The sequence below is a fragment of the Bacillus sp. FSL W7-1034 genome (assembly GCF_038593365.1).
In the GTDB taxonomy this organism is placed as follows: Bacteria; Bacillota; Bacilli; order Bacillales; family Bacillaceae; genus Bacillus; species Bacillus altitudinis.
Genome location: NZ_CP151989.1, coordinates 147904 through 173916 on the forward strand (window position 1 = coordinate 147904; position 26013 = coordinate 173916).

Below are 26013 nucleotides of genomic sequence, written 5' to 3' on the forward strand. Positions count from 1 at the left end.
TTGTTTAAGACAATCTCCAATTTTATGCGCGTGAAAGATATACGGAATAAGATTATATTTACACTTTTAATGTTAGTCGTCTTTCGTATAGGTGCTTTCATCCCTGTGCCTAATGTGAACGCCGAAGTTCTCCAGGCACAGGATCAAATGAGTGTTTTCGGAATCCTCAACACGTTTGGGGGCGGGGCACTTTTCCAATTCTCCATTCTTGCAATGGGGATTATGCCGTATATCACTGCTTCGATCATCATCCAGCTCTTGCAGATGGATGTTGTACCGAAGTTTACTGAGTGGTCAAAGCAAGGAGAGGTTGGCCGCCGAAAATTAGCACAATTCACAAGGTATTTTACAATTGTTCTAGGATTTATCCAGGCGTTAGGAATGTCATATGGATTTAACAATATGGCAGGAGGCATGCTGATTGAAAACCCAGGTGTTTCAACGTATCTCTTAATTGCGGTCGTACTCACTGCGGGAACAGCATTTTTAATGTGGCTGGGAGAGCAGATTACTGCTCACGGTGTTGGTAACGGTATTTCGATTATTATCTTTGCCGGTATCATCGCAGGTATCCCTCAAACATTAAAGCAAGTGTACGCTCAGCAATTTGTAGGTGGAGATGGACAGCTGTTCATGCAAATCCTGAAAATTGCCCTTATTGTGATTGCTATTCTTGTCATTGTTATCGGTGTTATTTACATTCAAATGGCAGTGAGAAAGATTGCGATTCAGTATTCAAAAGGAACTGGCCGTGCACAAATGTCTGCTAGTCAAGCAACGCACCTTCCATTGAAAGTGAATCCAGCAGGGGTGATTCCAGTCATCTTTGCCGTTTCGTTCATTATTACTCCGCAGACGATCGCATCGTTCTTCGGAACAAATAATGTGACAACCTGGATAACTAACAACTTTGACTATACTAAGCCAATCGGTATGACGATTTATGTAGCACTGATTGTTGCTTTCACATATTTTTATGCCTTTGTCCAAGTAAACCCTGAACAAATGGCTGAAAATCTGCAAAAGCAGGGTGGCTATATCCCGGGAGTTCGTCCAGGGAAAATGACTCAAGATAGAATTACGAGCATTTTGTACCGACTCACGTTTGTGGGCGCCATTTTCTTAGCCGTGATTTCAATACTTCCTATCTTTTTCATTCAATTCGCTGGATTACCTTCCGCTGCACAAATTGGCGGCACAAGTCTTCTCATTGTTGTAGGTGTTGCACTTGAAACAATGAAACAGCTTGAAAGCCAATTAGTGAAACGAAACTACCGTGGATTTATGAAATAAAACAGAGGGCTGGGCTCCTGCCCAACCTCTCTAAGTAAGGAAGGGGAAATCCGAAATGAACTTAGTCTTAATGGGGCTTCCGGGTGCTGGTAAAGGCACTCAGGCAGAACGAATTGTTGATGAATATGGGATCCCTCATATCTCAACAGGAGATATGTTCCGTGCTGCTATGAAAGAGGAGACACAACTTGGACTCGAAGCAAAATCCTTTATCGATAAAGGAGAGCTTGTTCCTGATGAGGTCACAATCGGTATTGTTAGAGAAAGACTTGGCAAGAATGATTGTGAACAAGGTTTTCTTCTGGACGGATTTCCGCGAACAGTCGCTCAGGCTGAAGCTTTAGAAGACATTCTAAAGGACCTTGGCAGAACGATTGATTATGTCATTAATATTAAAGTCGATAAAGATGCTTTGATGGAGCGTCTGACTGGCCGAAGAATTTGCAAAGATTGCGGAGCAACATATCATTTAGTATTCAATCCACCTGCGAAAGAAAATGTTTGTGACAAGTGTGGAGGCGAGCTTTATCAACGTGCAGATGATAATGCAGAAACCGTTTCGACAAGACTTGAAGTGAACTTAAAGCAGACTGAACCTTTACTGAACTTCTATTCAGAAAAAGGATATCTTGCAAACATTGATGGTGCGAAGCACATTAACGATGTTTACGCTGATATCAAGGACCTGCTTGGGGGATTAAATAAATGATTATCTGTAAAACTCCTCGCGAGCTTGAGATTATGAGAGAAGCTGGACGCATTGTCGCACTGACTCATGAAGAGCTGAAGAAACATATAAAACCAGGTATTTCGACAAAAGAATTGGATCAAATTGCCGAACGTTTTATTACAAAGCAGGGTGCAATCCCATCTTTTAAAGGGTATAATGGTTTTCGCGGGAGCATTTGCGTTTCGGTGAATGAAGAACTCGTTCACGGTATTCCTGGTAAACGGGTTTTACGTGATGGAGACATCATTAGTATCGATATCGGCGCAAAGTTAAATGGCTATCATGGTGACTCTGCTTGGACTTATCCAGTTGGGGTAATCAGTGATGAGGACCGCAAACTACTGGAAGTCACAGAGGAATCTCTATATAAGGGCTTACAGGAAGCAAAGCCAGGTGAACGTCTGTCAAACATTTCCCATGCCATACAAACGTATGTTGAAGGTGAGAATTTCTCAGTTGTTAGAGAATATGTTGGACATGGGGTCGGACAGGATCTTCATGAGGACCCTCAAATTCCTCATTATGGTCCGCCGAACAAAGGCCCACGGCTCAAACCTGGAATGGTGTTGGCCATCGAACCGATGGTGAACGCAGGCAGCCGATATGTGAAAACACTGGCTGATAACTGGACGGTTGTAACGGTTGATGGGAAAAAGTGTGCTCACTTTGAGCATACGATTGCGATTACAGATACAGGTTTTGATATACTGACTAAGATTTAGGTCTTCACTGAAGCCTTTCAGGCCCAAATCGGGCAGGTTGTCTGTATAGTCCAAGGAAAGAACAAGATCAGTATACAGTTGTCATCGGCGTGTTCGATGGCTGCCATGTACTAATCGCAGACGGAGAAAAGCGTAAATTCATTCTCCTAAGAAAAAATATCAATCATTTAACCTTTTATGATTGCGTATCTCCGGAAGTTCAGAACAGTATATTCAAAACAGGTCGGGTGATAGATGGACAATTGAGAACATCTCATTTGGACATTTATCAGAGAGCAAGTTACTGATTTGAAGAAGGGAGAACACTTGAATGGCGAAAGACGATGTAATTGAAGTGGAAGGTACTGTAGCAGAAACTTTGCCAAATGCAATGTTCAAAGTTGAACTAGAGAATGGTCATACAGTTTTGGCTCATGTATCAGGAAAAATCCGTATGCACTTCATTCGCATTTTACCTGGAGACAAAGTTACGGTAGAATTATCTCCATATGACTTAACTCGTGGTAGAATTACGTACCGTTACAAATAAAGCAACTCCGGAAGAAGGAGGTTGGAAACACATGAAAGTGAGACCATCTGTTAAACCTATCTGTGAAAAATGTAAAGTGATTCGCAGAAAAGGAAAAGTAATGGTGATCTGTGAAAACCCAAAACATAAACAAAAACAAGGCTAATAACAAGGAGGTGCCCAAATCATGGCTCGTATTGCTGGTGTAGATATTCCACGTGATAAGCGTGTTGTCATTTCTTTAACATATGTTTTTGGAATTGGTCGTACGACGGCTCAACAAGTCCTTAAAGAAGCAGGTGTTTCTGAAGACACTCGCGTTCGCGATCTAACTGAAGACGAACTAGGTAAAATCCGTGATATCATTGACAAACTTAAAGTAGAAGGTGACCTTCGTCGTGAAGTTTCACTTAACATTAAACGTCTAATTGAAATCGGAAGCTACCGCGGAATCCGTCATCGTAGAGGACTTCCTGTTCGTGGACAAAACACAAAAAACAACGCGCGTACTCGTAAAGGTCCGCGTCGTACTGTAGCTAACAAGAAAAAATAAGTAAAGGAGGTAGTTAAAGAATGGCTGCTGCTCGTAAACAAAATACGCGTAAACGTCGCGTGAAAAAGAATATTGAAGCTGGAATCGCTCATATCCGTTCCACTTTCAACAACACGATTGTAACGATTACTGATGTTCATGGAAACGCAATTTCTTGGTCAAGTGCTGGTGCATTAGGATTCAGAGGTTCTCGTAAATCTACTCCTTTCGCTGCACAAATGGCTGCTGAAACTGCTGCTAAAGGTTCTATCGAACATGGTCTTAAAACACTTGAAGTAACTGTTAAAGGTCCTGGTTCTGGTCGTGAAGCTGCAATTCGTGCGCTTCAAGCTGCAGGTCTTGAAGTTACTGCAATCAGAGACGTAACTCCAGTTCCTCATAACGGATGCCGTCCACCAAAACGTCGCCGCGTGTAATTTGTTTGTATAGATTTTGTGTCCCTGTCAATAATGGGTTATGATACAGTTATTTATGAGACGAATACACGACTCGTTGCCTGAGCACATACGGGACTAAACAATGAGGAATTTCGGATGGAATCTCATATGATTCTATTCGAGGTTTCGACGTTTTGAAGGAGGGTTTTATTAGATGATCGAAATTGAAAAACCAAAAATCGAAACGGTTGAAATCAGCGACGATGCCAAGTATGGCAAGTTTGTCGTAGAGCCACTTGAGCGTGGATATGGTACCACTTTAGGGAACTCCCTTCGTCGTATCCTTTTATCCTCACTTCCTGGTGCAGCTGTAACATCGATCCAGATAGATGGTGTCTTACACGAATTCTCAACGATCGAAGGCGTGGTTGAAGATGTTACAACGATTATCTTAAACATTAAAAAGCTTGCACTCAAAATCTACTCTGAAGAAGAGAAGACGCTTGAAATTGATGTACAAGATGAAGGAACTGTAACAGCTGCTGATATTACACACGACAGCGATATTGAAATCTTAAATCCAGATCTCCACATCGCAACTCTTGGCAAAAATGCGAGCTTCCGTGTTCGTTTGACTGCACAAAGAGGTCGCGGGTATAATCCTGCTGATGCAAACAAAAGAGACGATCAGCCTATCGGCGTGATTCCGATCGACTCAATCTATACACCTGTATCTCGTGTAACTTATCAAGTGGAGAACACCCGTGTTGGGCAAATCACAAACTATGATAAATTAACACTAGATGTATGGACTGATGGAAGCACAGGACCGAAAGAAGCGATCGCTCTAGGTTCTAAGATTTTAACTGAACACCTAAATATTTTCGTTGGGTTAACTGACGAAGCTCAGCATGCAGAAATCATGGTTGAAAAAGAAGAAGACCAAAAAGAAAAAGTGCTTGAAATGACAATTGAAGAGCTTGATCTTTCTGTTCGTTCTTACAACTGTTTGAAGCGTGCGGGTATTAACACTGTTCAAGAGCTTGCTAACAAGACAGAAGAGGATATGATGAAAGTTCGTAACCTTGGACGTAAATCTCTTGAAGAAGTGAAAGCGAAACTAGAAGAACTTGGACTGGGTCTTCGTAAAGACGATTGACTAGTTTCATTGTGAACTAGGATTTTCGTGTGTTTTTTATTCATACAGCATCTCTAATTAAGGAGGGGACATCACATGGCATACAGAAAGCTAGGACGCACTAGTGCACAACGTAAAGCAATGCTTCGTGACCTAACGACTGATTTGATCATCAACGAACGCATCGAAACAACTGAAACACGTGCGAAAGAACTTCGCTCTGTAGTTGAAAAAATGATCACTCTTGGCAAACGCGGAGATCTTCATGCTCGCCGTCAAGCTGCAGCTTACATTCGTAACGAAGTAGCTAACGCTGAAACAAACCAAGATGCACTTCAAAAATTATTCGCTGACGTTGCAACTCGCTACGAAGATCGCCAAGGTGGATACACTCGTATCATGAAGCTTGGACCTCGTCGCGGCGATGGCGCACCAATGGCTGTCATTGAATTAGTTTAATCACATATCGTGTATCTAAGAAAGGGCGGGACAGTTCATAACTGGATCTATGCCCTTTTTTAGATACTACGGCTTTTTAGCAATAGGCAAAGTAGAGGTTGAGCTGAGAGGAGGTCCGGTAGAGATGGAGAAGACATTAATTGACGTAAAAGACATTGTATTTCGTTATCACAAAGATGCGGACAAGCCCGCTTTAGACCAAGTGTCATTGCATGTGAATCAAAATGAATGGCTTGCCATTGTTGGCCACAACGGTTCAGGTAAATCCACACTTGCCCGTGTACTGAATGGGCTCATTTTACCGGATGCAGGAACGGTCAAGGTTGGTGAGATTGAGCTGAAAGAAGAAAGTGTTTGGGATATTCGCAAAAAGGTCGGCATGGTCTTTCAAAACCCAGACAACCAATTCGTTGGCTCAACGGTTCGTGATGATGTGGCTTTTGGTTTAGAAAATAACGGGGTTGAGCGGGAATTGATGATAGAGCGTGTAGATTGGGCTGTCAAACAGGTCAATATGCAGGAGTTTCTTGATCAAGAGCCGCACCATCTATCAGGCGGGCAAAAGCAGAGAGTAGCAATCGCAGGTGTACTTGCCGCAAGCCCTGACATCATGATCTTGGATGAAGCAACATCAATGCTTGATCCGATTGGCCGTGAAGAAGTGTTAGAAACCGTCAGACTGCTGAAGGAACAAGGAACGGTCACGGTCATTTCCATCACACATGATTTAGACGAGGCTGCGAAGGCAGACCGCGTTATTGTGATGAATGGTGGGAAGAAATTTGCCGAGGGAACACCAGAGGAAGTATTTGAACTAGATGAACAGCTGGTTCAGATTGGACTTGATCTGCCATTTTCCTACCGGTTGAGTAAGCAATTGAAGCAGCAAGGTGTGCCGCTTGCAAATGCCCATTTGACACAAGAAGGATTGGTGAAAGAGCTATGGACATTACGATCAAAGAATTAGAGCATCGTTATCAAATGAAAACGCCGTTTGAGCGTCTCGCTTTGTATGATGTCAATGCTTCCATCAAAGAAGGCAGCTATGTGGCTGTCATCGGTCATACGGGTTCTGGCAAGTCGACATTGCTGCAGCACTTAAATGGACTGCTCAAACCAACAAAAGGGAGCATTGCGCTTGGAGATACGGTCTTAAAAGCCAATAAAAAGCAGAAGGATATGAAACCCCTTCGAAAAAAGGTCGGCATCGTGTTTCAGTTTCCTGAACATCAGCTCTTTGAGGAGACCATTCTGAAGGATATCTGCTTTGGTCCGATGAATTTCGGTGTTCCAAAAGAAAAGGCAGAAGCCAAGGCTAAAGAAATGCTGAAGCTTGTAGGCCTTCCTGAATCCTTGTTATCTCGATCACCCTTTGAATTAAGCGGTGGTCAAATGAGACGTGTGGCGATTGCAGGTGTTCTAGCGATGGAGCCAGAAGTGCTTGTGCTTGATGAGCCGACTGCGGGATTAGATCCACGCGGACGTAAAGAAATCATGGACATGTTCTATGAGCTTCATCAAAAAGCCAACCTGACGACGATCCTTGTGACACACAGTATGGAAGATGCCGCTCATTATGCGGATCAAATGATTGTGATGCATAAAGGAACAGTAAAGGCGACAGGTACGCCGAGGGAGCTATTTGCCAATCGTACCGACATGTCTTCTTTCGGACTGGACCTCCCGGAAACGATCAAATTCCAGCAGGCTGTCGAAGAAAAGCTGGGGATGACGTTTCCAAGACCGCTTCTGACCATGGATGAAATGGCAGAAGCGTTAACAGCTTTATATCAGGAGGACACGACGACATGATGGATAGTATGATTATCGGCAAATATGTGCCAGGTACATCCTTTGTCCATCGTCTTGATCCAAGGACAAAGCTGTTATCAATTTTCTTTTTTGTCTTTATTGTCTTTTTTGCGAATAACTATATCACTTACGGGCTTTTAGGGGTCTTTACGATCCTTGTGGTGATGGTGTCTCAGGTGCCGCTGTACTTTATTCTCAAAGGAATGAAACCCATCCTTTGGATTGTTCTGTTTACCTTTATTCTGCATATCTTCATGACAAAGGATGGCGCTTTGCTCTTTCACTTTGGTTTTCTGAATATTTATGAAGAAGGTCTAAAACAGGGGATTTTCATTTCACTCCGTTTTGTCTATCTCATCATGATGACAACACTTCTGACGTTGACCACAACGCCTATTGAAGTAACAGACGGTATGGAGAAGCTGTTGCATCCTTTCCGTAAAATCAAGCTACCTGTTCATGAACTTGCTCTTATGATGTCAATTTCTCTTCGATTTATTCCTACTTTACTCGAAGAAACAGACAAAATCATGAAAGCCCAAATGGCAAGAGGTGTTGATTTTACAAGCGGACCCGTGAAAGATCGTTTAAAAGCGATTGTTCCGTTGCTTGTCCCGCTTTTCGTCAGTGCGTTTAAGCGTGCGGAGGAATTGGCGACCGCTATGGAAGCGAGAGGCTACCGCGGGGGAGAAGGGCGTACGAAATACCGTCAGCTTGTCTGGGGAATGAAAGACACGTTCACGCTGCTTCTATTCATCCTGTTAACAGCACTCCTTGTGCTGCTTAGAAATTAGGTGATGCCTAGATGAAAGTAAAATGTACCGTATCATACGATGGGACACATTTTAAAGGGTATCAAGTGCAACCAGGACAGCGTACTGTACAAACGGAGATTGAATCTGCTCTTGCTAGAATGCATAAACAAGATGAACTGATTCCGATTGTGGCTTCTGGCCGGACAGACAGTGGCGTTCACGCAAAGGGGCAGGTCATCCATTTTGACACCCCGCTTGCCATCCCGATGGAAAGATGGCCTTTTGCCCTCAATAGCCTCCTGCCTGATGACATCAGGGTTCTAAAGGCTGAGGAAGTGGATGAATCGTTTCATGCACGTTTTAGTGTCGTTTCGAAGGAGTACCGTTATAAGGTCTCAACGGAAACGCACCAAAATGTGTTCACGAGACAGTATGCCTGCCACTTTCCTTACCGGCTGGATGCAGACAAAATGAGAGAAGCTGCTGGACACCTCATTGGCATACACGATTTCACAAGCTTTTGTGCGGCCAATACAGAGGTTCAAGACAAGGTGAGGGAGATTTACACCCTTGAGTGGAAAAACGTCTCAGACGGGCTTGAAATGCGTGTGAGAGGGAATGGTTTTTTATATAACATGGTGCGAATTATAGCCGGCACGTTACTTGAAATTGGTTCTGGTAAATTTCACCCTGAGGAGATAAAAGCCATGCTTGCCGCCCGAAATCGCGAAGCGGCAGGCAAGACTGCGCCCAGTCACGGACTGTATTTATGGGAAGTTTTCTATGACAACTAAACCAGGTGTAACATGTTCTTGACACAGGAAGCAGAAAGTTATAAGATATCATATGGTATGTATTTCAACCCCACAAATAAGCCCCGGAAGACTTATCTGTGTTTTGAAATAGAACGTAGCATTTGATTCAGGAAAATTCATTGATTTATTTAGGAGGGAAACTCATGCGTACAACACCAATGGCGAACGCAAGCACAATTGAGCGCAAATGGCTAGTGGTTGATGCGGCAGGCAAGACTCTAGGTCGTCTTTCTACTGAAGTAGCATCACTTTTGCGCGGTAAGCACAAACCAACTTATACACCACACGTTGATACAGGTGATCACGTGATCATCATCAATGCTGAGAAAATCGAATTAACTGGTAAGAAATTGACGGACAAAATTTACTACCGTCATACGATGCACCCAGGTGGTTTGAAACAAAGAACTGCTCTTGAGATGCGTACAAACTACCCTGAAAAAATGTTGGAGCTTGCTATCAAAGGTATGCTTCCAAAGGGTCCACTAGGTCGTCAAATGTTCAAAAAATTAAATGTGTACCGTGGTTCTGAGCATCCACATCAAGCACAACAACCTGAAGTTTACGAACTTCGCGGTTAATTATAAGGGAGGTTAACAATTTGGCACAGGTTCAATATTACGGTACAGGTCGTCGTAAAAGTTCTGTAGCGCGCGTTCGCTTAGTTCCAGGTGAAGGCCGTATCGTCGTTAATAATCGTGAAATTACTGAATACATTCCATTCGCTGCTTTAATCGAAGACGTGAAACAGCCTTTGAACATCACAGAAACAGCTAACAGCTACGATGTTCTTGTAAATGTTCACGGTGGTGGATTCTCTGGTCAAGCTGGAGCAATTCGTCACGGTATCTCTCGTGCTCTTCTAGAAGTAGATCCTGAGTACCGTACACCACTTAAACGTGCTGGACTTCTTACTCGTGACTCTCGTATGAAAGAGCGTAAGAAATACGGTCTTAAAGGCGCACGTAGAGCTCCTCAGTTCTCGAAGCGTTAATCTTGATGATTATATGTGTTTTCAAGCCTTTTCCCCTTTTTGTGGGAGAGGGCTTTTTTAGTTTTAAACCAGATTAATTATGGAAACCAATGAAATTCTCGAAAGATGTTAGAATCTTTTCTCTTGTAGAGTTTTGAAATTGTTACTTTAATTTTACTTTGACCGCTAATAAGTACTTAAAAATGTTCTATTGTCAGAATAGGTTCAAATTATTGCGGTACATGATTAAGATTTTAAAGAAGCTGAATTAACTTTTAAGAAGAGAGGAAATAAGAATATTTCTCAACTCTTTTGGGAATCTGAATTTTATAAATGATTGTTTTTAATATTTTTGATAACTCTACTTTCATAATGAAATTGGTTTTACAAATAAATCACGGTATATGAAATTATTTCTCTTTAATACAATTTTGTATTAAAATGGTATAATTGATTCGTTATCGGAATAATCGGTGAAGGAGTGGCATGGTGGACGATTTATTTAATTTTGAAAATAATTCAGTCGAATATGAAAATGAACAAATAGAATATGTAGAAGAGATAAAAGTTGTTACAAGAGGTGTTGACTTCTCTGTACGTGAATTAAAAATGTTAAGGGAAGAAAAAGAGTTAGTTGTTCCGCAATTCCAACGAGAATTGGTTTGGGATAATAAAAGGAAGTCTCGATTTATTGAATCAATTTTATTAGGATATCCTATTCCAGGAATGTTCTTCACAGATTTGGAAGCAGGTCAAATGATGATAATTGATGGACAACAGAGAATCAATACTTTAGTAGAATTTTTAAATAACGAATTAAAAATTATAAAGCGAGATGATATTAATCCTAAATGGAGAGGGAGATTTTATAGGGAAATAGATGAGGAATCGCAACGTCGATTAAGAAATACTAATATAAGAGCTTCAGTTTTTCAAATACTTTCTGATGAAGTAGATAAGAATATAGCTTTATATAGTTTATTCGAAAGAATTAATACGGGAAGTATCCAGCTTAATAGTCAAGAAATCAGAAGGGCAATATATTTTGGAGAATTTATTAAAGAACTAAATTCTTTTGTAGAAAAACCTATTTGGTTAGCTGCATACAAAGCTGTATTTGTAAATGAAACTGAAGAGCTAAAGAAAGATAAAAGATTGAATGATCAAGAAATTATTGCAAGGTACTTTACAATACAGTCTTTAATTGATAATAATGAATTGGATAGTGATATCTCTTATAAAAAGGAAATCAATAGATACATGTCGGGTATGCAAAAAACTGATCTTACTTTAGTTATTGAAAAATTTCAAGAACTTGAAAATAAATTAGATTGGCTACAATCACAAATAAAAGTTCCTGTTGGTTATCTTTTTAGAAGACCGACAGAAGAAATATTAGATTTAGAGGGTTTACAAAATCATTTAAAAGGTAAAAAATTCAACATCCCATTATTTGAAAGTATAATGATATGTTTAGATAAAATAAATTTTATTAGTACTAAATTTGATTTAGAAAAACATTTTTCTTTATTTAATGACCCGAAATTTGTAGAGTCCATTTCTGCTCAAACGAATCGTCTTGAAAATATTAACTATAGAATAAGTGCTATAAAAGAGGTTTTCTTCAGTGGAGAATAATTTAATGGATACTGAAATTATGGATAAGGTAGAAATTCAGGAAGTACAAGGAGAATCCACTGAATCAACTAGAACCGATAAAGTAGTTCGAGATTCTGTAATAGACGAAATAACTGAAAAAATTGAGGACCTAAAAAAGGAAATTTCTTTTCTAAACGGACTAGTAGAAGATGTTACCTATGATTCTTTTGGTAGGGTTATAGATTATTATGAGAGCTTATTAAGAATGACTAGTGGTGAAAGGGCTCAATCAATATATGGCCTGACAAGTACATATGGTTTACTATTACTAAATTCTACATACGACGTTGCAGTAAAAGAAATTTTTAGAAAGAGGTTTTCTAATTCTTTAAATGATAGACAAAATATACAATATTATCTAGGGGAGATTATTGATAATAAAATACTTAATAAACATATGACGAATATCAAACATAAACAAATAAAAGATACTTTTTCATTAAGTATTGATAATCAGGATTCAGAACTTCAAAGAAGCATTACAATAATCAATGATTTAATTGAAACAAGAAATAAAATTGCACATGGATTAGAAACCAGTACAAAAGGGCATAATGACTTAATTCAAGCGTTAAAAAGTGTAGTTTATTATCTTAATTGGTATTCAGATGAGCTTTTAGGGAAATTTCCTCAAAATGAATAATCGTCTGTATAAAATTGAATTGTGATTGCTTTGTTTAGAAAAATTAAAGGGTAAAACTAAATCATGTTAAAGGCATCCTAAAATTTTTTTATTTATCATTGTTGCCTCTGGTATTGAAAGAAATAACCTCTTAATAACGTATTAGAGCTCTTTAATTCATTTACAAAGGTTTGTTACAGACAAACCTTTGTAAAAAGCATCAGCATCCTGCTGGTGCTTTTTTTATTTGTGTTTTTTTCTGTCTGGAAACATATAAAATAGGATCATAGTCAGGTTTTTGTTTGAAAAATGATGTTAAAGGGGGATGGCATTTATGAATCTAACAACAGAAAGATGTCTCATTCGACCGTTTATTGAGGTTGATTGGCAGGATGTCTATGCATATACATCTGATCCGGTGGTGATGAGGTATATGCCAGAAGGTGTTTTTTCTAAAGAAGAGGCGCAGCAATTTGTCAAAAATAATCGTCTTGAGACGGGCAAGAATTTTGCTGTTCTATTAAAAGAAGATCATACATGCATCGGGCATATCGTGTTTCATCCTTACTTTGGTGAGCACACATATGAAATTGGCTGGGTCTTCAATTCTGCATATCAAAACAAAGGCTATGCATCAGAAGCTGCTTTTGCTGTCCTACATCATGGTTTTCACACAATGAATTTACATCGAATCATTGCCACTTGTCAGCCTGAAAATGTGCCGTCATGGAGAGTGATGGAGAAAATGGGGATGAGGAGAGAGGGCTATTTTAAAAAATGTATACCACAAGGAAATGAGTGGTGGGATGAGTTTTATTATGCCATCTTACAAGAGGAATGGTTTGTAAAGAAGGGTTAATAAGTTTTCATAATATGAAGTGATTCATCATCCCGAATATTCTCTGGCTTTTTTAATTGATATAATCAGGTCAAATAAGCAGAAGAGGGGCGCGGGCATGAGGATCTTTGATGCACATTTTCATATCATTGATTTTGATTTTCCTATTCAAGAAAACCAAGGATATACACCGCCGAGTTATGTGGTGAATGATTATAGGAGAGAGACAGCTGATTTAGGGATTGTAGGTGGAGCGATTGTATCAGGGTCATTTCAGGGCTTTGATCAAGGTTATTTGTTGAAAGCACTAGATGAAATGGGACCGGCTTTTTGCGGTGTGACACAATTACCTTTTACCGCAGCCGATGCTGAGATTGTTCAATTGAATCAACAAGGGGTAAAGGCTTTACGTTTTAATGTGAAGCGGGGCGGTTCGGAGGATATTTCAAAGCTCGACTATTTTGCGAGAAGGGTGTATGAGCTGGCTGGGTGGCATAGTGAGATTTACATAGACGCTAAGCATCTCCCTGACATCTCATCAACGCTTGAACAGCTGCCGGCCGTTTCCATTGATCATCTAGGCTTATCTGAAGAAGGCTTGCCGCATTTGCTCAAGCTGGTTGATAAAGGGGTTCGTGTGAAAGCGACTGGCTTTGGACGTGTAGATTTACATGTTGAACAGGCATTGACGTCTATTTATCAAACGAATCCTGATGCACTGATGTTTGGTACAGACCTGCCCTCTACAAGGGCGAAACGGCCATTTGAATACGGTGATGTTAAATTGATTCAACAGATGTTTGATGAGGAAGCGGTGGATAAAATTTTATATGAGAACGCTATCAATTGGTATTTTGGCAAATGAATAAAGGCTTCCATTCCGTGATAGGAGGTGTGTTCATTGAATCTGAATCAATTGACATTTAGGGAAGCCGTCCAAGGAGACCTCGACAACATCGTTTTGATGCTTTCAGATGATAAATTAGGCCAAAAGAGAGAACGCTACACTCGTCCATTATTAGAAAGCTACCTCAATGCCTTTCATTCGATCGAAGCGGATCCCAATATTGAACTAATCGTCGCTTGTGATCGGGACGAGGTAGTCGGTGTTCTCCAATTAACAATGACCCCATTTCTAACGTATCAAGGAGGATGGAGAGCTTCAATAGAAGGAGTTCGTACAGCCTCGACTCATAGAGGAAGAGGAATTGGCACATTGTTGATCAAACGGGCTATTCAACGCGCAAGTGACCGCGGGTGTCATATGATTCAGCTGACAACAGACAAACAGAGGCCAGAAGCACGCCGTCTTTACGAAAAGTTGGGATTTGAAGCTACACATGATGGGATGAAACTGCATCTTCTTCGTAAATAAACACACCAAGAAGCAAAGGTATTCACAGTCCTTTGCTTTTTTGTTCCTTTGTTTCAAATATTTGTTATATTGGAGACGAGAATCTATAGTGGTTTGGAAAGGAGAAACATTTGAAGAAAACAAAAGAGGATCTTTTGGCATTTGTCACGAAAAACAAAAAGGACGTATCAGTAACAATTATTGAAAATGAAGATGTGGTATTAGATTGGAATGGTGATCAAAAAACACCACTTGCAAGTACGATGAAATTAATGGTTTTGTTTCATTTTGTTAAAGCTGTATCCAGCGATGAAATCAAGTTAGATGAAAAAGTGACATTGTCTGATATAGAGCGGTTTTATATTGATAGAACCGATGGCGGTGCTCACACATACTGGCTGGAGGTCAATGATTTTTCTGAGCATGCAACTTTATTAGATGTGGCCAAAGGGATGATGCAATTCAGTTCGAATGCTTGTACTGATTATTTGATTGACCTGCTGGGCTTAGAGAAGATCAATAATCAGATGAAACAAGCAGGTCTTACAGAACATGATGAACTCATGCCGCTGACACCCAAGGTGTTGTGGCCAGCCTATGTATCTGATCATGAGCAGGATGCATTAAAGCAAATAAGCGATGTAACTGATGAACAATACAAATCTCTGATGATTGAGATTTTTCATATCATGAAAAATGACCCGGAGCATAAAAAGGCGTTAGAAGAAAAATTGATGAAAAAGAACTTGTTAAGCTTGCGTATTCAATCTTTACTGACGCAAAAGATGACAAGGTCTACAACGAATCAATATGCACATTTTATGAAACGTCTACAGGATGAGCTGTTAACAACAGAAGAAAAGCGTCTTTTTAGCCAAATTGTGCTGGGAGAAATATTGAAGACGGAAACAGATCAATATATTTGGTATAAAGGTGGATCGACGTTGTTTGTTGTCACTGCTGCCTTATATCGAAAAACGGATACATCAACTATATCGATTTCTCTATTCATCAATGACCTGAAAGCGGAGAATTCTCACTGGATGGGGGAAGTGTTCGATGAATTTATACTTACAGTAGTAGCAGATCAAAACTTTCGACAACGATTGATTCAAGCTTTTACTACATAATTATCAAAAAACAGAGGGTGACGCCCCTCTGTTTTTATTATTTCTTGATGGGAAACGCTTTGTATACATCTTGACGTTTATCTTTTGACTTCACAACTCCATCAACCAGTTCCTTTTGCCAAAGCGCTGTATCGTCTTTGTACACTTTAAAAGAGTGAGGCAGCTTTTTTTCTAGCTGTTGTCTTTTAAACGTGACGGATGGCTCGTCTTTAGCGTTCATCTTGAGTATCACTTGCTCCACGTTATCGATAAGAATAAAAAGTGCCAATGCATTATATAAGTAGTTTTTTTCAATGGTATCCTTCTTATCAAACCAAAATGAATCAAACTGTTCTTCTGTATCATTGGTATTTTCTTTCACGCCGTATGTCACTTTTAGCGCTTTTTCATCTACGATTTCATACTCGCGAATCACGTTACCTGGAAGATCTGATAAAATAGCGCCGACTGCTCCATTGTCTCCAATATAAGAATTTTTGTGCTTAGAAAGCTGTTTTAAGGAAATGTCTTCTATTCCTTTCATGTCGCTTTCTTTCTCACTGGCTTGACTACTGCAAGCGGATAGAATGACTGTCATTAGTAGTAGGATATACATCCACTTTTTCATTTACTTTGCCCCTTTATCTTTTTTCTATATAAAAATTCATTTTATCATAAGGTCCCATTTCCACCACTTATTTCATGATTTCCATTTACTGAACTGCATGTTTTGTTCAAACCAACGAACAATACAAAGAAAAAAGGAGTTCAGTCCATGGCAGAAGTTCTTTCATTTTATCAATTGAAAACAAAGCGAGATGTCACGCTTGAAAAGAAACTGTTGCGTACATTGTCTCTTCAACAGGTGACGGTCGCTTCCGAGAAATTCACGAGGAAGTTGTTCCCATTTGCAGATGATCCAGCTGGGATTATGAGTGATGGCTGTATTGATTTCGCCATTGAGGCTTTTTTAGCAGGTGGGAGATACGGTGAGTCGAGTAAGTATGGTGAATCCTTCGATGATATAAAAAAGCGGTCAGTTCATGAAGAAGATGAGCTGGTTGAGGAGCTAGCAGGGTGTTTGCAATCGTGGGGGAATATGTTCCGAATGGAGCGTAAGATGTCGTGTCTGTATCCATTTGCGAAGGAATTTTTAAGTAAGTGGTGGCAGGAAGGCTTTCGGGAATCAGAAAAAAGGCATAAGCTTCGACTGCACTAAGCATATTTCAAGCCCTTGTCCCATATCTATAAAATAATGGTGTATGGGAGGGACAGGGATGAAAAGAAAGCTGAAATGGACAGGGTTTTTAATCGGGTTTATTGTCCTCTTATTCTTATTCAGATTTCAGTTTCTAAATGATGATTCGTGGAAATCGTGGAACTTGCCTTTGAGCGGCAAGATCATCTATTTAGATCCGGGTCACGGCGGTCCAGATGGCGGTGCTGTTGGCGGCGAGTTGCTCGAAAAAGAGATTGCACTGGATGTGTCCATGAAGATAAGAGACTATTTGCAGGAGCAGGGAGCACTTGTTCTCATGACCCGGGAAGATGACTCTGATTTATCATCAAAGAATACAAAGGGTTATGCCCGAAAGAAAGCGGAGGATTTGAGAAACCGTGTGAAAGTCATCAATGAATCTGAAGCGGATCTCTATTTAAGCATTCATTTAAATGCGATCCCATCGAACAAATGGAGCGGGGCACAGACGTTCTTTTACGGAAAGTATGAAGAGAATGAAAAAGCAGCGAAGTTCATTCAAGATGAATTGCGCAACAACCTTGAAAACACAGATCGCAAGGCGAAGCGAATCAACGGGATTTATTTAATGCAAAATGTCACGAAGCCAGGAGCGCTTGTCGAAATCGGATTTTTATCGAATCCAAAAGAGGCTGGTCAGCTGGCGACTCCTAAATATCAGGATCAAATTGCTGCTTCGATTTATAAAGGCATTTTAAGATATTTAACAGAGCAAAAAGAGCCGCCTGAATAAGGGGCTTTTTCCTGTTTATCGCAGGCAAAGAGGACAGACATTGTAAGGATATGTATGATATACTTGGATTGTAAACGAATTCAATAAAGGGTGAGGTTCTGCTATGATCGGACAAGATGATGTGAGAAAACTAGTTGGGAAGATGGACGAACCTTTCCTTCATATACCGCTCGGTGAGCTGGATGCCATCAAGGAAATCAGCCTAAAACCTGAAAAAGAGCATGTGAGCTTAAAAGTGGCGATTGCCAAAACAGGCACTGCTGAGCAGATGAAGCTGCAGCAAGACATCGTACAAGCTTTAAAAGCAGCGGGCGCGAACACTGTAGGACTTCGTTTTGAAGAACTGCCTCAAGAAACGCTTGAAAGGTTTATGCCGTCACAAGATGAGGAAGAAAACCTGCTCAACTCTAAAAATCCACCTGTGTTCTTAGCGATTGCGAGTGGAAAGGGCGGCGTTGGGAAATCAACTGTTTCCGTTAACCTGGCTGTGGCACTGGCTCGTCTAGGGAAAAAAGTGGGACTGATCGATGCTGATATTTACGGCTTTAGCGTACCGGATATGATGGGAATCACCGTCAGACCGACAGTTAAAGGGGAAAAAATTATTCCTGTGGAACGCTTTGGCGTCAAAGTGATTTCAATGGGCTTTTTTGTTGAAGAAAACGCACCGGTCATTTGGAGAGGACCGATGCTTGGTAAAATGCTAAATAACTTCTTCCACGAAGTAGAGTGGGGAGAATTAGATTACTTACTATTAGACCTTCCGCCTGGAACAGGTGATGTGGCACTTGATATTCATACGATGCTTCCGAGCTGTAAAGAAATCATTGTGACGACACCGCATCCAACAGCGGCTTTCGTTGCTGCTAGAGCAGGCGCAATGGCACTGCAAACAGATCACGAGGTGCTAGGGGTCGTTGAGAATATGAGTTACTATGAAAGCAAAAAAACAGGTGAGAAGGAATATGTCTTTGGAAAGGGCGGCGGGGACAAGCTGGCGGAGGAGCTGCGTGTATCAGTTCTTGGTCAAATCCCTTTAAGACAGCCTGATTGGAATGAGGACGATTTTGCACCTTCTGTCTATGATGCGAGTCATCCGACAGGGGAAGTGTATCAACACATTGCCAATAAAGTCATTGAACAATTAACAGTGAAAGCATAATGAAAGCCCGAGTGGACCTTGTGCCACTCGGGTGATGTTTAACTGCCGCTTCCTTGTGAACCGGAATCATTGCTGCTTTCAGAGACTGCTTTTTTTAGCTCATCTTCGAATTTCTTCTTATAGAGAGGGCTGCTTAATGTTTCTGTAATAACTTTCTCTAAGTGCTTTCGGAACTCTTTGCTTTTGACCAGTTCACCGTATTTCTTTTCCATTTCAGGATCCTTGAGAATATCCATCATCATTTGTTGATAGTCAGGGTCCTTCATCAATTGTTTTAACATCTTTTCATGCTGTTGCTGCATGGATTTTGCGAAAGTCTCGGCAAATTTAGAATCCTCAAAGACCTTCTTCCAGAACTCTTTGCCTTTATCAGAAGTCAGTGTTTTCTCTATTGTTTTTTTCACAGTTTGTTCATCCATTACCAAAGCTTCATTCATTGCCTCGTCATTTAATAACTGTTGAATGGCCTTTTTACCGTCATCTGTTTTCAAAATATCGACGACCATTTTTTTCGTTTCGTCATAGTCCATATTAGATGAGGATTGGGTTTTGGGAGCACAAGCTGTTAGAGATAAAAGAAGAAAACAGCTCATTATACGCAAGATGCCTTTTGACATACTGTGGCTCCTTTCGTTACATGTCTTACTTTTAATATGAATGTTTCACATGAATTTATACATAACAAAAATAGGGGTTGGGTCATTTCAATGAAAAGTCGGGATTTAGTTCGTTTTTTCTTCTCTGTGCTGGCTGTTGGAGCGGTCATTACAAGCGTGGTAGGTTTTGCGCTGGAGTGGGGGAAATATCAGAAGCTGTTTGTATCGTTTGAGATTTTAGAGATTGCGTCTGTGTTATTTTGGTTTATTGGTGTGGGGATGATCTTTAGTGTAATCAGTCAGATGGGGTTTGTTGTCTTTTTGACAGTGCACCGGTTTGCGCTGGAGATTTTCAGGTCGCATTCTTTATGGAATACCATTCAGTTATTCCTTGTGATTTTCGTGCTGTTTGATTTAGCTTATTTGCGGTTTTTGTTTTTCGGGGAGAATGAATCATTTCTTCCATACTTGTGGCTGCCTGTTTTTATCGGTGTGTTTGCATTGATCGTGTCTTATTTTAAACAGCAGCAGTCCTCTAAGAAAACATTTATTTCTGCAATGTTTCTCATGGTCGTCATCACGTCGTTAGAATGGTTTCCGGCGCTTAGAGTCAATGAAGAGGACTGGCTATATTTAATGCTATTCCCGCTATTAGGTTGTAATGCGTTTCAGTTATTAGCTATGCCGCGGTTTTCAAAAGCAAAAGCTACTTAACCTCAGTTGACTTTGTTTTTGTATTAGAGATAAGCTCGCCAACCGTGACGTTTCTTAAATTCTTGTCTTTTAAGTGTTTTAAAATGGCTGGTAAGGCTTGAGCGGTTTGGGTGGCTGAATCTGAGGCGTGAAGGAGAATGATGTCTCCGCTTTTCATTCGATCATTTACATTATGAACAATCTGGTCGACGCCCGGGTTCAGCCAATCTTGAGAATTGATGCTGTAATGGACAACGGTATAACCATACTGTGTTGCAATTTTCAATACCGTTTCATTAAATTGCCCAGTTGGCGGTCTTAATAATTGAATGTCTTCCAGTCCAAGCTTTTGGAATGTATTTTGTGCACGGACAAGATCTCGCTTAATTTCGTTTTCTTCCAGCTGGCTATAATTTTTATATGCATAGCCAAGGCTGCCGATTTGATGGCCGTCATCTTTAATCCTTTTCACAATATCCGGGTGACGCTCAGCCCAAGAAGCAGACAGAAAGAAAGTGGCGTTCTTTATATCGTACTCGCGGAGGACATTTAAAATAGGAACAGCCTTCTCGTCTCCCCAGCCAATATTAAACGTAAGGGATGCGTGTTTTGATGAGGTCTCTCCTTTATAAATTGCTCGGGGTCCTTGTTCTGTTTTAAATACCGACAGCGGCGGTGCCTTTTGTACATAAAAAAAGGTTGCAGCTGCAAGGGCTGCTACAAGAATAATGACTACTTGCTTCAGCCGTTTAATAGGCAACACATATAATCGACTCAATTCAAACACTCCTGCCTTGTCCAAGATTGTTACTTGATTGTATGCAGGACAAGGGTTTAACATGCACGATAAAACTATTTTAAAAAAGTTCTGAAAAGGCGTTGACCAACAGAATGTTTTCGTGATATATTATTAATCGTCGCTGACACACAGTGACAAACACAAACGCTTCGGGAAATAAACTTGAAAAAAGTTATTGACATAAGATGAAGCGAAATGTTATATTATTAAAGCCGCTAAGAACGGCGAAGATGATCTTTGAAAACTAAACAAGACAAAACGTACCTGTTAATTCGAGTTTTTATAAAAAATCCTATGATACATCATAGGTAGTCAGTCAAACACTGACGAAAAACAAAACTTCGGTTTTGTACTTTTTCGGAGAGTTTGATCCTGGCTCAGGACGAACGCTGGCGGCGTGCCTAATACATGCAAGTCGAGCGGACAGAAGGGAGCTTGCTCCCGGATGTTAGCGGCGGACGGGTGAGTAACACGTGGGTAACCTGCCTGTAAGACTGGGATAACTCCGGGAAACCGGAGCTAATACCGGATAGTTCCTTGAACCGCATGGTTCAAGGATGAAAGACGGTTTCGGCTGTCACTTACAGATGGACCCGCGGCGCATTAGCTAGTTGGTGAGGTAACGGCTCACCAAGGCGACGATGCGTAGCCGACCTGAGAGGGTGATCGGCCACACTGGGACTGAGACACGGCCCAGACTCCTACGGGAGGCAGCAGTAGGGAATCTTCCGCAATGGACGAAAGTCTGACGGAGCAACGCCGCGTGAGTGATGAAGGTTTTCGGATCGTAAAGCTCTGTTGTTAGGGAAGAACAAGTGCAAGAGTAACTGCTTGCACCTTGACGGTACCTAACCAGAAAGCCACGGCTAACTACGTGCCAGCAGCCGCGGTAATACGTAGGTGGCAAGCGTTGTCCGGAATTATTGGGCGTAAAGGGCTCGCAGGCGGTTTCTTAAGTCTGATGTGAAAGCCCCCGGCTCAACCGGGGAGGGTCATTGGAAACTGGGAAACTTGAGTGCAGAAGAGGAGAGTGGAATTCCACGTGTAGCGGTGAAATGCGTAGAGATGTGGAGGAACACCAGTGGCGAAGGCGACTCTCTGGTCTGTAACTGACGCTGAGGAGCGAAAGCGTGGGGAGCGAACAGGATTAGATACCCTGGTAGTCCACGCCGTAAACGATGAGTGCTAAGTGTTAGGGGGTTTCCGCCCCTTAGTGCTGCAGCTAACGCATTAAGCACTCCGCCTGGGGAGTACGGTCGCAAGACTGAAACTCAAAGGAATTGACGGGGGCCCGCACAAGCGGTGGAGCATGTGGTTTAATTCGAAGCAACGCGAAGAACCTTACCAGGTCTTGACATCCTCTGACAACCCTAGAGATAGGGCTTTCCCTTCGGGGACAGAGTGACAGGTGGTGCATGGTTGTCGTCAGCTCGTGTCGTGAGATGTTGGGTTAAGTCCCGCAACGAGCGCAACCCTTGATCTTAGTTGCCAGCATTTAGTTGGGCACTCTAAGGTGACTGCCGGTGACAAACCGGAGGAAGGTGGGGATGACGTCAAATCATCATGCCCCTTATGACCTGGGCTACACACGTGCTACAATGGACAGAACAAAGGGCTGCGAGACCGCAAGGTTTAGCCAATCCCACAAATCTGTTCTCAGTTCGGATCGCAGTCTGCAACTCGACTGCGTGAAGCTGGAATCGCTAGTAATCGCGGATCAGCATGCCGCGGTGAATACGTTCCCGGGCCTTGTACACACCGCCCGTCACACCACGAGAGTTTGCAACACCCGAAGTCGGTGAGGTAACCTTTATGGAGCCAGCCGCCGAAGGTGGGGCAGATGATTGGGGTGAAGTCGTAACAAGGTAGCCGTATCGGAAGGTGCGGCTGGATCACCTCCTTTCTAAGGATATATGGAGCAGCGTACGTTTTTCGTCTTGTTTAGTTTTGAAGGATCATTCCTTCAAACATGTCTCTAGCGAGACAGGATTGTTCTTTGAAAACTAGATAACAATAAGTAATACATTCACATTGAATGCAATGCAAAGTTCATCACACATAGTGATTCTTTCTAAAGTAAGAAATGGTTAAGTTAGAAAGGGCGCACGGTGGATGCCTTGGCACTAGGAGCCGATGAAGGACGGGACGAACACCGATATGCTTCGGGGAGCTGTAAGCAAGCTTTGATCCGGAGATTTCCGAATGGGGAAACCCACTGCTCGTAATGGAGTAGTATCCATACTTGAATACATAGAGTATGAGAAGGCATACCCGGGGAACTGAAACATCTAAGTACCCGGAGGAAGAGAAAGCAAATGCGATTCCCTGAGTAGCGGCGAGCGAAACGGGAACAGCCCAAACCAAGAGGCTTGCCTCTTGGGGTTGTAGGACACTCTATACGGAGTTACAAAGGAACGATATAAGCGAAGAGGTCTGGAAAGGCCCGCCAAAGAAGGTAACAGCCCTGTAACTGAAATGTTGTTCTCTCCAGAGTGGATCCTGAGTACGGCGGAACACGTGAAATTCCGTCGGAATCCGGGAGGACCATCTCCCAAGGCTAAATACTCCCTAGTGACCGATAGTGAACCAGTACCGTGAGGGAAAGGTGAAAAGCACCCCGGAAGGGGAGTGAAATAGATCCTGAAACCGTGTGCCTACAAGTAGTCAGAGCCCGTTAACGGGTGATGGCGTGCCTTTTGTAGAATGAACCGGCGAGTTACGATCCCGTGCAAGGTTAAGCAGAAGATGCGGAGCCGCAGCGAAAGCGAGTCTGAATAGGGCGCATGAGTACGTGGTCGTAGACCCGAAACCAGGTGATCTACCCATGTCCAGGGTGAAGTTCAGGTAACACTGAATGGAGGCCCGAACCCACGCACGTTGAAAAGTGCGGGGATGAGGTGTGGGTAGGGGTGAAATGCCAATCGAACCTGGAGATAGCTGGTTCTCTCCGAAATAGCTTTAGGGCTAGCCTCAAGGTAAGAGTCTCGGAGGTAGAGCACTGATTGGACTAGGGGCCCCTACCGGGTTACCGAATTCAGTCAAACTCCGAATGCCGATGACTTATCCTTGGGAGTCAGACTGCGAGTGATAAGATCCGTAGTCGAAAGGGAAACAGCCCAGACCGCCAGCTAAGGTCCCAAAGTATACGTTAAGTGGAAAAGGATGTGGAGTTGCTTAGACAACCAGGATGTTGGCTTAGAAGCAGCCACCATTTAAAGAGTGCGTAATAGCTCACTGGTCGAGTGACTCTGCGCCGAAAATGTACCGGGGCTAAACGTATCACCGAAGCTGCGGACTGTTCTTACGAACAGTGGTAGGAGAGCGTTCTAAGTGCAGTGAAGTCAGACCGGAAGGACTGGTGGAGCGCTTAGAAGTGAGAATGCCGGTATGAGTAGCGAAAGACGGGTGAGAATCCCGTCCACCGAATGCCTAAGGTTTCCTGAGGAAGGCTCGTCCGCTCAGGGTTAGTCGGGACCTAAGCCGAGGCCGAAAGGCGTAGGCGATGGACAACAGGTTGATATTCCTGTACCACCTCCTCACCATTTGAGCAATGGGGGGACGCAGGAGGATAGGGTAAGCGCGGTATTGGATATCCGCGTCCAAGCAGTTAGGCTGGGAAATAGGCAAATCCGTTTCCCGTGAAGGCTGAGCTGTGATGGCGAGCGAAATTTAGTAGCGAAGTTCCTGATTCCACACTGCCAAGAAAAGCCTCTAGCGAGGTGAGAGGTGCCCGTACCGCAAACCGACACAGGTAGGCGAGGAGAGAATCCTAAGGTGATCGAGAGAACTCTCGTTAAGGAACTCGGCAAAATGACCCCGTAACTTCGGGAGAAGGGGTGCTTCTTAGGGTGTTAAAGCCCCGAGAAGCCGCAGTGAATAGGCCCAGGCGACTGTTTAGCAAAAACACAGGTCTCTGCGAAGCCGTAAGGCGAAGTATAGGGGCTGACGCCTGCCCGGTGCTGGAAGGTTAAGAGGAGCGCTTAGCGTAAGCGAAGGTGCGAATTGAAGCCCCAGTAAACGGCGGCCGTAACTATAACGGTCCTAAGGTAGCGAAATTCCTTGTCGGGTAAGTTCCGACCCGCACGAAAGGCGCAACGATCTGGGCACTGTCTCAACGAGAGACTCGGTGAAATTATAGTACCTGTGAAGATGCAGGTTACCCGCGACAGGACGGAAAGACCCCGTGGAGCTTTACTGCAGCCTGATATTGAATGTTGGTACAGCTTGTACAGGATAGGTAGGAGCCTTGGAAACCGGAGCGCTAGCTTCGGTGGAGGCATCGGTGGGATACTACCCTGGCTGTATTGACCTTCTAACCCGCTGCCCTTATCGGGCAGGGAGACAGTGTCAGGTGGGCAGTTTGACTGGGGCGGTCGCCTCCTAAAATGTAACGGAGGCGCCCAAAGGTTCCCTCAGAATGGTTGGAAATCATTCGCAGAGTGTAAAGGCACAAGGGAGCTTGACTGCGAGACCTACAAGTCGAGCAGGGACGAAAGTCGGGCTTAGTGATCCGGTGGTTCCGCATGGAAGGGCCATCGCTCAACGGATAAAAGCTACCCCGGGGATAACAGGCTTATCTCCCCCAAGAGTCCACATCGACGGGGAGGTTTGGCACCTCGATGTCGGCTCATCGCATCCTGGGGCTGTAGTCGGTCCCAAGGGTTGGGCTGTTCGCCCATTAAAGCGGTACGCGAGCTGGGTTCAGAACGTCGTGAGACAGTTCGGTCCCTATCCGTCGCGGGCGCAGGAAATTTGAGAGGAGCTGTCCTTAGTACGAGAGGACCGGGATGGACGCACCGCTGGTGTACCAGTTGTTCTGCCAAGGGCATCGCTGGGTAGCTATGTGCGGACGGGATAAGTGCTGAAAGCATCTAAGCATGAAGCCCCCCTCAAGATGAGATTTCCCATTCCGCAAGGAAGTAAGATCCCTGAAAGATGATCAGGTTGATAGGTCTGAGGTGGAAGCGTGGTGACACGTGGAGCTGACAGATACTAATAGATCGAGGACTTAACCTATATTCTAATGTGAAAAATGAACATTGTTATCTAGTTTTG

28 protein-coding genes and 2 rRNA genes are annotated in these 26013 nt (G+C 42.6%); 27 read left to right on the forward strand and 3 right to left on the reverse strand.

What is annotated here, in order from left to right:
• The 21 genes from secY to NST73_RS00935 all read left to right on the forward strand — a co-directional run bounded on the left by secY (position 1) and on the right by NST73_RS00935 (position 15738).
• A complete protein-coding gene (secY, locus tag NST73_RS00835; RefSeq protein ID WP_007496334.1) occupies positions 1–1293 on the forward strand; it encodes a preprotein translocase subunit SecY in 1293 nt (430 codons plus the stop codon).
• 55 nt (positions 1294–1348) lie between these two features.
• The gene (locus NST73_RS00840) at positions 1349–2002 is read left to right on the forward strand and encodes an adenylate kinase (protein WP_096880898.1); all 654 of its coding nucleotides are present in this window, start codon (positions 1349–1351) and stop codon (positions 2000–2002) included.
• Entirely contained in the window at positions 1999–2745 is a 747-nt protein-coding gene (map, locus tag NST73_RS00845; protein ID WP_007496338.1) for a type I methionyl aminopeptidase, read from the forward strand. The genes NST73_RS00840 and map overlap by 4 nt, the downstream gene beginning before the upstream one ends.
• 310 nt (positions 2746–3055) lie before the next feature.
• Positions 3056–3274: a translation initiation factor IF-1 gene (gene infA, locus NST73_RS00850; RefSeq protein WP_003217190.1), complete on the forward strand. Its 219-nt coding sequence runs from the start codon at positions 3056–3058 to the stop codon at positions 3272–3274.
• 31 nt (positions 3275–3305) lie between these two features.
• On the forward strand, positions 3306–3419 hold the full coding sequence (gene rpmJ / locus NST73_RS00855) for a 50S ribosomal protein L36 (RefSeq protein ID WP_003156543.1): 114 nt from the start codon (positions 3306–3308) through the stop codon (positions 3417–3419).
• 21 nt (positions 3420–3440) lie between these two features.
• Complete coding sequence (rpsM, locus tag NST73_RS00860; protein WP_003217023.1) at positions 3441–3806, forward strand: 30S ribosomal protein S13; 366 nt, start codon at positions 3441–3443, stop codon at positions 3804–3806.
• A 20-nt stretch (positions 3807–3826) separates the two neighbouring features.
• A complete protein-coding gene (rpsK, locus tag NST73_RS00865) occupies positions 3827–4222 on the forward strand; it encodes a 30S ribosomal protein S11 (protein ID WP_003217231.1) in 396 nt (131 codons plus the stop codon).
• Positions 4223–4397: 175 nt separating this feature from the next.
• A complete protein-coding gene (locus NST73_RS00870; RefSeq protein ID WP_003217009.1) occupies positions 4398–5342 on the forward strand; it encodes a DNA-directed RNA polymerase subunit alpha in 945 nt (314 codons plus the stop codon).
• A 75-nt stretch (positions 5343–5417) separates the two neighbouring features.
• Complete coding sequence (gene rplQ / locus NST73_RS00875) at positions 5418–5780, forward strand: 50S ribosomal protein L17 (protein WP_003216944.1); 363 nt, start codon at positions 5418–5420, stop codon at positions 5778–5780.
• A 124-nt stretch (positions 5781–5904) separates the two neighbouring features.
• Positions 5905–6747: an energy-coupling factor ABC transporter ATP-binding protein gene (locus tag NST73_RS00880; protein ID WP_008345218.1), complete on the forward strand. Its 843-nt coding sequence runs from the start codon at positions 5905–5907 to the stop codon at positions 6745–6747.
• Positions 6723–7592, forward strand: coding sequence for an energy-coupling factor ABC transporter ATP-binding protein (locus NST73_RS00885; RefSeq protein WP_342499301.1), 870 nt, complete (start codon positions 6723–6725; stop codon positions 7590–7592). The genes NST73_RS00880 and NST73_RS00885 overlap by 25 nt, the downstream gene beginning before the upstream one ends.
• Complete coding sequence (locus tag NST73_RS00890) at positions 7589–8386, forward strand: energy-coupling factor transporter transmembrane protein EcfT (protein WP_008345215.1); 798 nt, start codon at positions 7589–7591, stop codon at positions 8384–8386. The genes NST73_RS00885 and NST73_RS00890 overlap by 4 nt, the downstream gene beginning before the upstream one ends.
• A gap of 11 nt (positions 8387–8397) precedes the next feature.
• A complete protein-coding gene (gene truA, locus NST73_RS00895) occupies positions 8398–9141 on the forward strand; it encodes a tRNA pseudouridine(38-40) synthase TruA (protein ID WP_039169596.1) in 744 nt (247 codons plus the stop codon).
• Between the two features lie 164 nt (positions 9142–9305).
• Positions 9306–9743, forward strand: a complete 438-nt coding sequence (gene rplM, locus NST73_RS00900; RefSeq protein ID WP_003217042.1) for a 50S ribosomal protein L13 — start codon at positions 9306–9308, stop codon at positions 9741–9743.
• A 20-nt stretch (positions 9744–9763) separates the two neighbouring features.
• A complete protein-coding gene (rpsI, locus tag NST73_RS00905) occupies positions 9764–10156 on the forward strand; it encodes a 30S ribosomal protein S9 (protein WP_007496354.1) in 393 nt (130 codons plus the stop codon).
• A gap of 465 nt (positions 10157–10621) precedes the next feature.
• Entirely contained in the window at positions 10622–11773 is a 1152-nt protein-coding gene (locus NST73_RS00910; protein ID WP_342499302.1) for a DUF262 domain-containing protein, read from the forward strand.
• A gap of 4 nt (positions 11774–11777) precedes the next feature.
• Positions 11778–12437, forward strand: a complete 660-nt coding sequence (locus tag NST73_RS00915) for a HEPN domain-containing protein (protein ID WP_342499303.1) — start codon at positions 11778–11780, stop codon at positions 12435–12437.
• 313 nt (positions 12438–12750) lie between these two features.
• A complete protein-coding gene (locus NST73_RS00920; protein ID WP_138277953.1) occupies positions 12751–13275 on the forward strand; it encodes a GNAT family protein in 525 nt (174 codons plus the stop codon).
• A 97-nt stretch (positions 13276–13372) separates the two neighbouring features.
• Complete coding sequence (locus NST73_RS00925; protein ID WP_342499304.1) at positions 13373–14119, forward strand: amidohydrolase family protein; 747 nt, start codon at positions 13373–13375, stop codon at positions 14117–14119.
• Between the two features lie 36 nt (positions 14120–14155).
• Complete coding sequence (locus tag NST73_RS00930) at positions 14156–14629, forward strand: GNAT family N-acetyltransferase (RefSeq protein WP_160758349.1); 474 nt, start codon at positions 14156–14158, stop codon at positions 14627–14629.
• A 110-nt stretch (positions 14630–14739) separates the two neighbouring features.
• Positions 14740–15738, forward strand: a complete 999-nt coding sequence (locus NST73_RS00935) for a serine hydrolase (RefSeq protein WP_342499305.1) — start codon at positions 14740–14742, stop codon at positions 15736–15738.
• Between the two features lie 37 nt (positions 15739–15775).
• Here NST73_RS00935 and NST73_RS00940 read toward each other — a convergent pair whose 3' ends face one another.
• On the reverse strand, positions 15776–16345 hold the full coding sequence (locus NST73_RS00940) for a DUF4825 domain-containing protein (protein WP_178929445.1): 570 nt from the start codon (positions 16343–16345) through the stop codon (positions 15776–15778).
• A gap of 147 nt (positions 16346–16492) precedes the next feature.
• On the opposite strand from NST73_RS00940, the gene NST73_RS00945 reads away from it, so the two are divergent.
• The 3 genes from NST73_RS00945 to NST73_RS00955 all read left to right on the forward strand — a co-directional run bounded on the left by NST73_RS00945 (position 16493) and on the right by NST73_RS00955 (position 18870).
• Positions 16493–16936, forward strand: a complete 444-nt coding sequence (locus NST73_RS00945) for a YbaK family protein (protein ID WP_035389125.1) — start codon at positions 16493–16495, stop codon at positions 16934–16936.
• Between the two features lie 58 nt (positions 16937–16994).
• Entirely contained in the window at positions 16995–17708 is a 714-nt protein-coding gene (cwlD, locus tag NST73_RS00950; RefSeq protein WP_017359175.1) for an N-acetylmuramoyl-L-alanine amidase CwlD, read from the forward strand.
• Positions 17709–17811: 103 nt separating this feature from the next.
• Positions 17812–18870: an Mrp/NBP35 family ATP-binding protein gene (locus NST73_RS00955; RefSeq protein ID WP_110487782.1), complete on the forward strand. Its 1059-nt coding sequence runs from the start codon at positions 17812–17814 to the stop codon at positions 18868–18870.
• A gap of 38 nt (positions 18871–18908) precedes the next feature.
• Here NST73_RS00955 and gerD read toward each other — a convergent pair whose 3' ends face one another.
• Positions 18909–19487 carry a spore germination lipoprotein GerD gene (gene gerD, locus NST73_RS00960; RefSeq protein WP_007496366.1) on the reverse strand — a complete coding sequence of 193 codons (579 nt, stop codon included), beginning with the start codon at positions 19485–19487 and terminating at the stop codon, positions 18909–18911.
• A 90-nt stretch (positions 19488–19577) separates the two neighbouring features.
• On the opposite strand from gerD, the gene NST73_RS00965 reads away from it, so the two are divergent.
• Positions 19578–20180 carry a KinB-signaling pathway activation protein gene (locus NST73_RS00965; RefSeq protein ID WP_008345196.1) on the forward strand — a complete coding sequence of 201 codons (603 nt, stop codon included), beginning with the start codon at positions 19578–19580 and terminating at the stop codon, positions 20178–20180.
• On the opposite strand, the gene pdaB is transcribed toward NST73_RS00965, so the two are convergent.
• Positions 20173–20937, reverse strand: coding sequence for a polysaccharide deacetylase family sporulation protein PdaB (pdaB, locus tag NST73_RS00970; protein WP_342499306.1), 765 nt, complete (start codon positions 20935–20937; stop codon positions 20173–20175). The two genes, NST73_RS00965 and pdaB, sit on opposite strands and share 8 nt — an antisense overlap.
• 375 nt (positions 20938–21312) lie before the next feature.
• On the opposite strand from pdaB, the gene NST73_RS00975 reads away from it, so the two are divergent.
• Positions 21313–22861: ribosomal RNA gene (locus NST73_RS00975) — 16S ribosomal RNA — on the forward strand.
• Between the two features lie 182 nt (positions 22862–23043).
• A 23S ribosomal RNA gene (locus NST73_RS00980) occupies positions 23044–25974 on the forward strand.
• Together the 16S and 23S rRNA genes form the textbook arrangement of a ribosomal RNA operon.
• Positions 25975–26013: the final 39 nt, after the last annotated feature.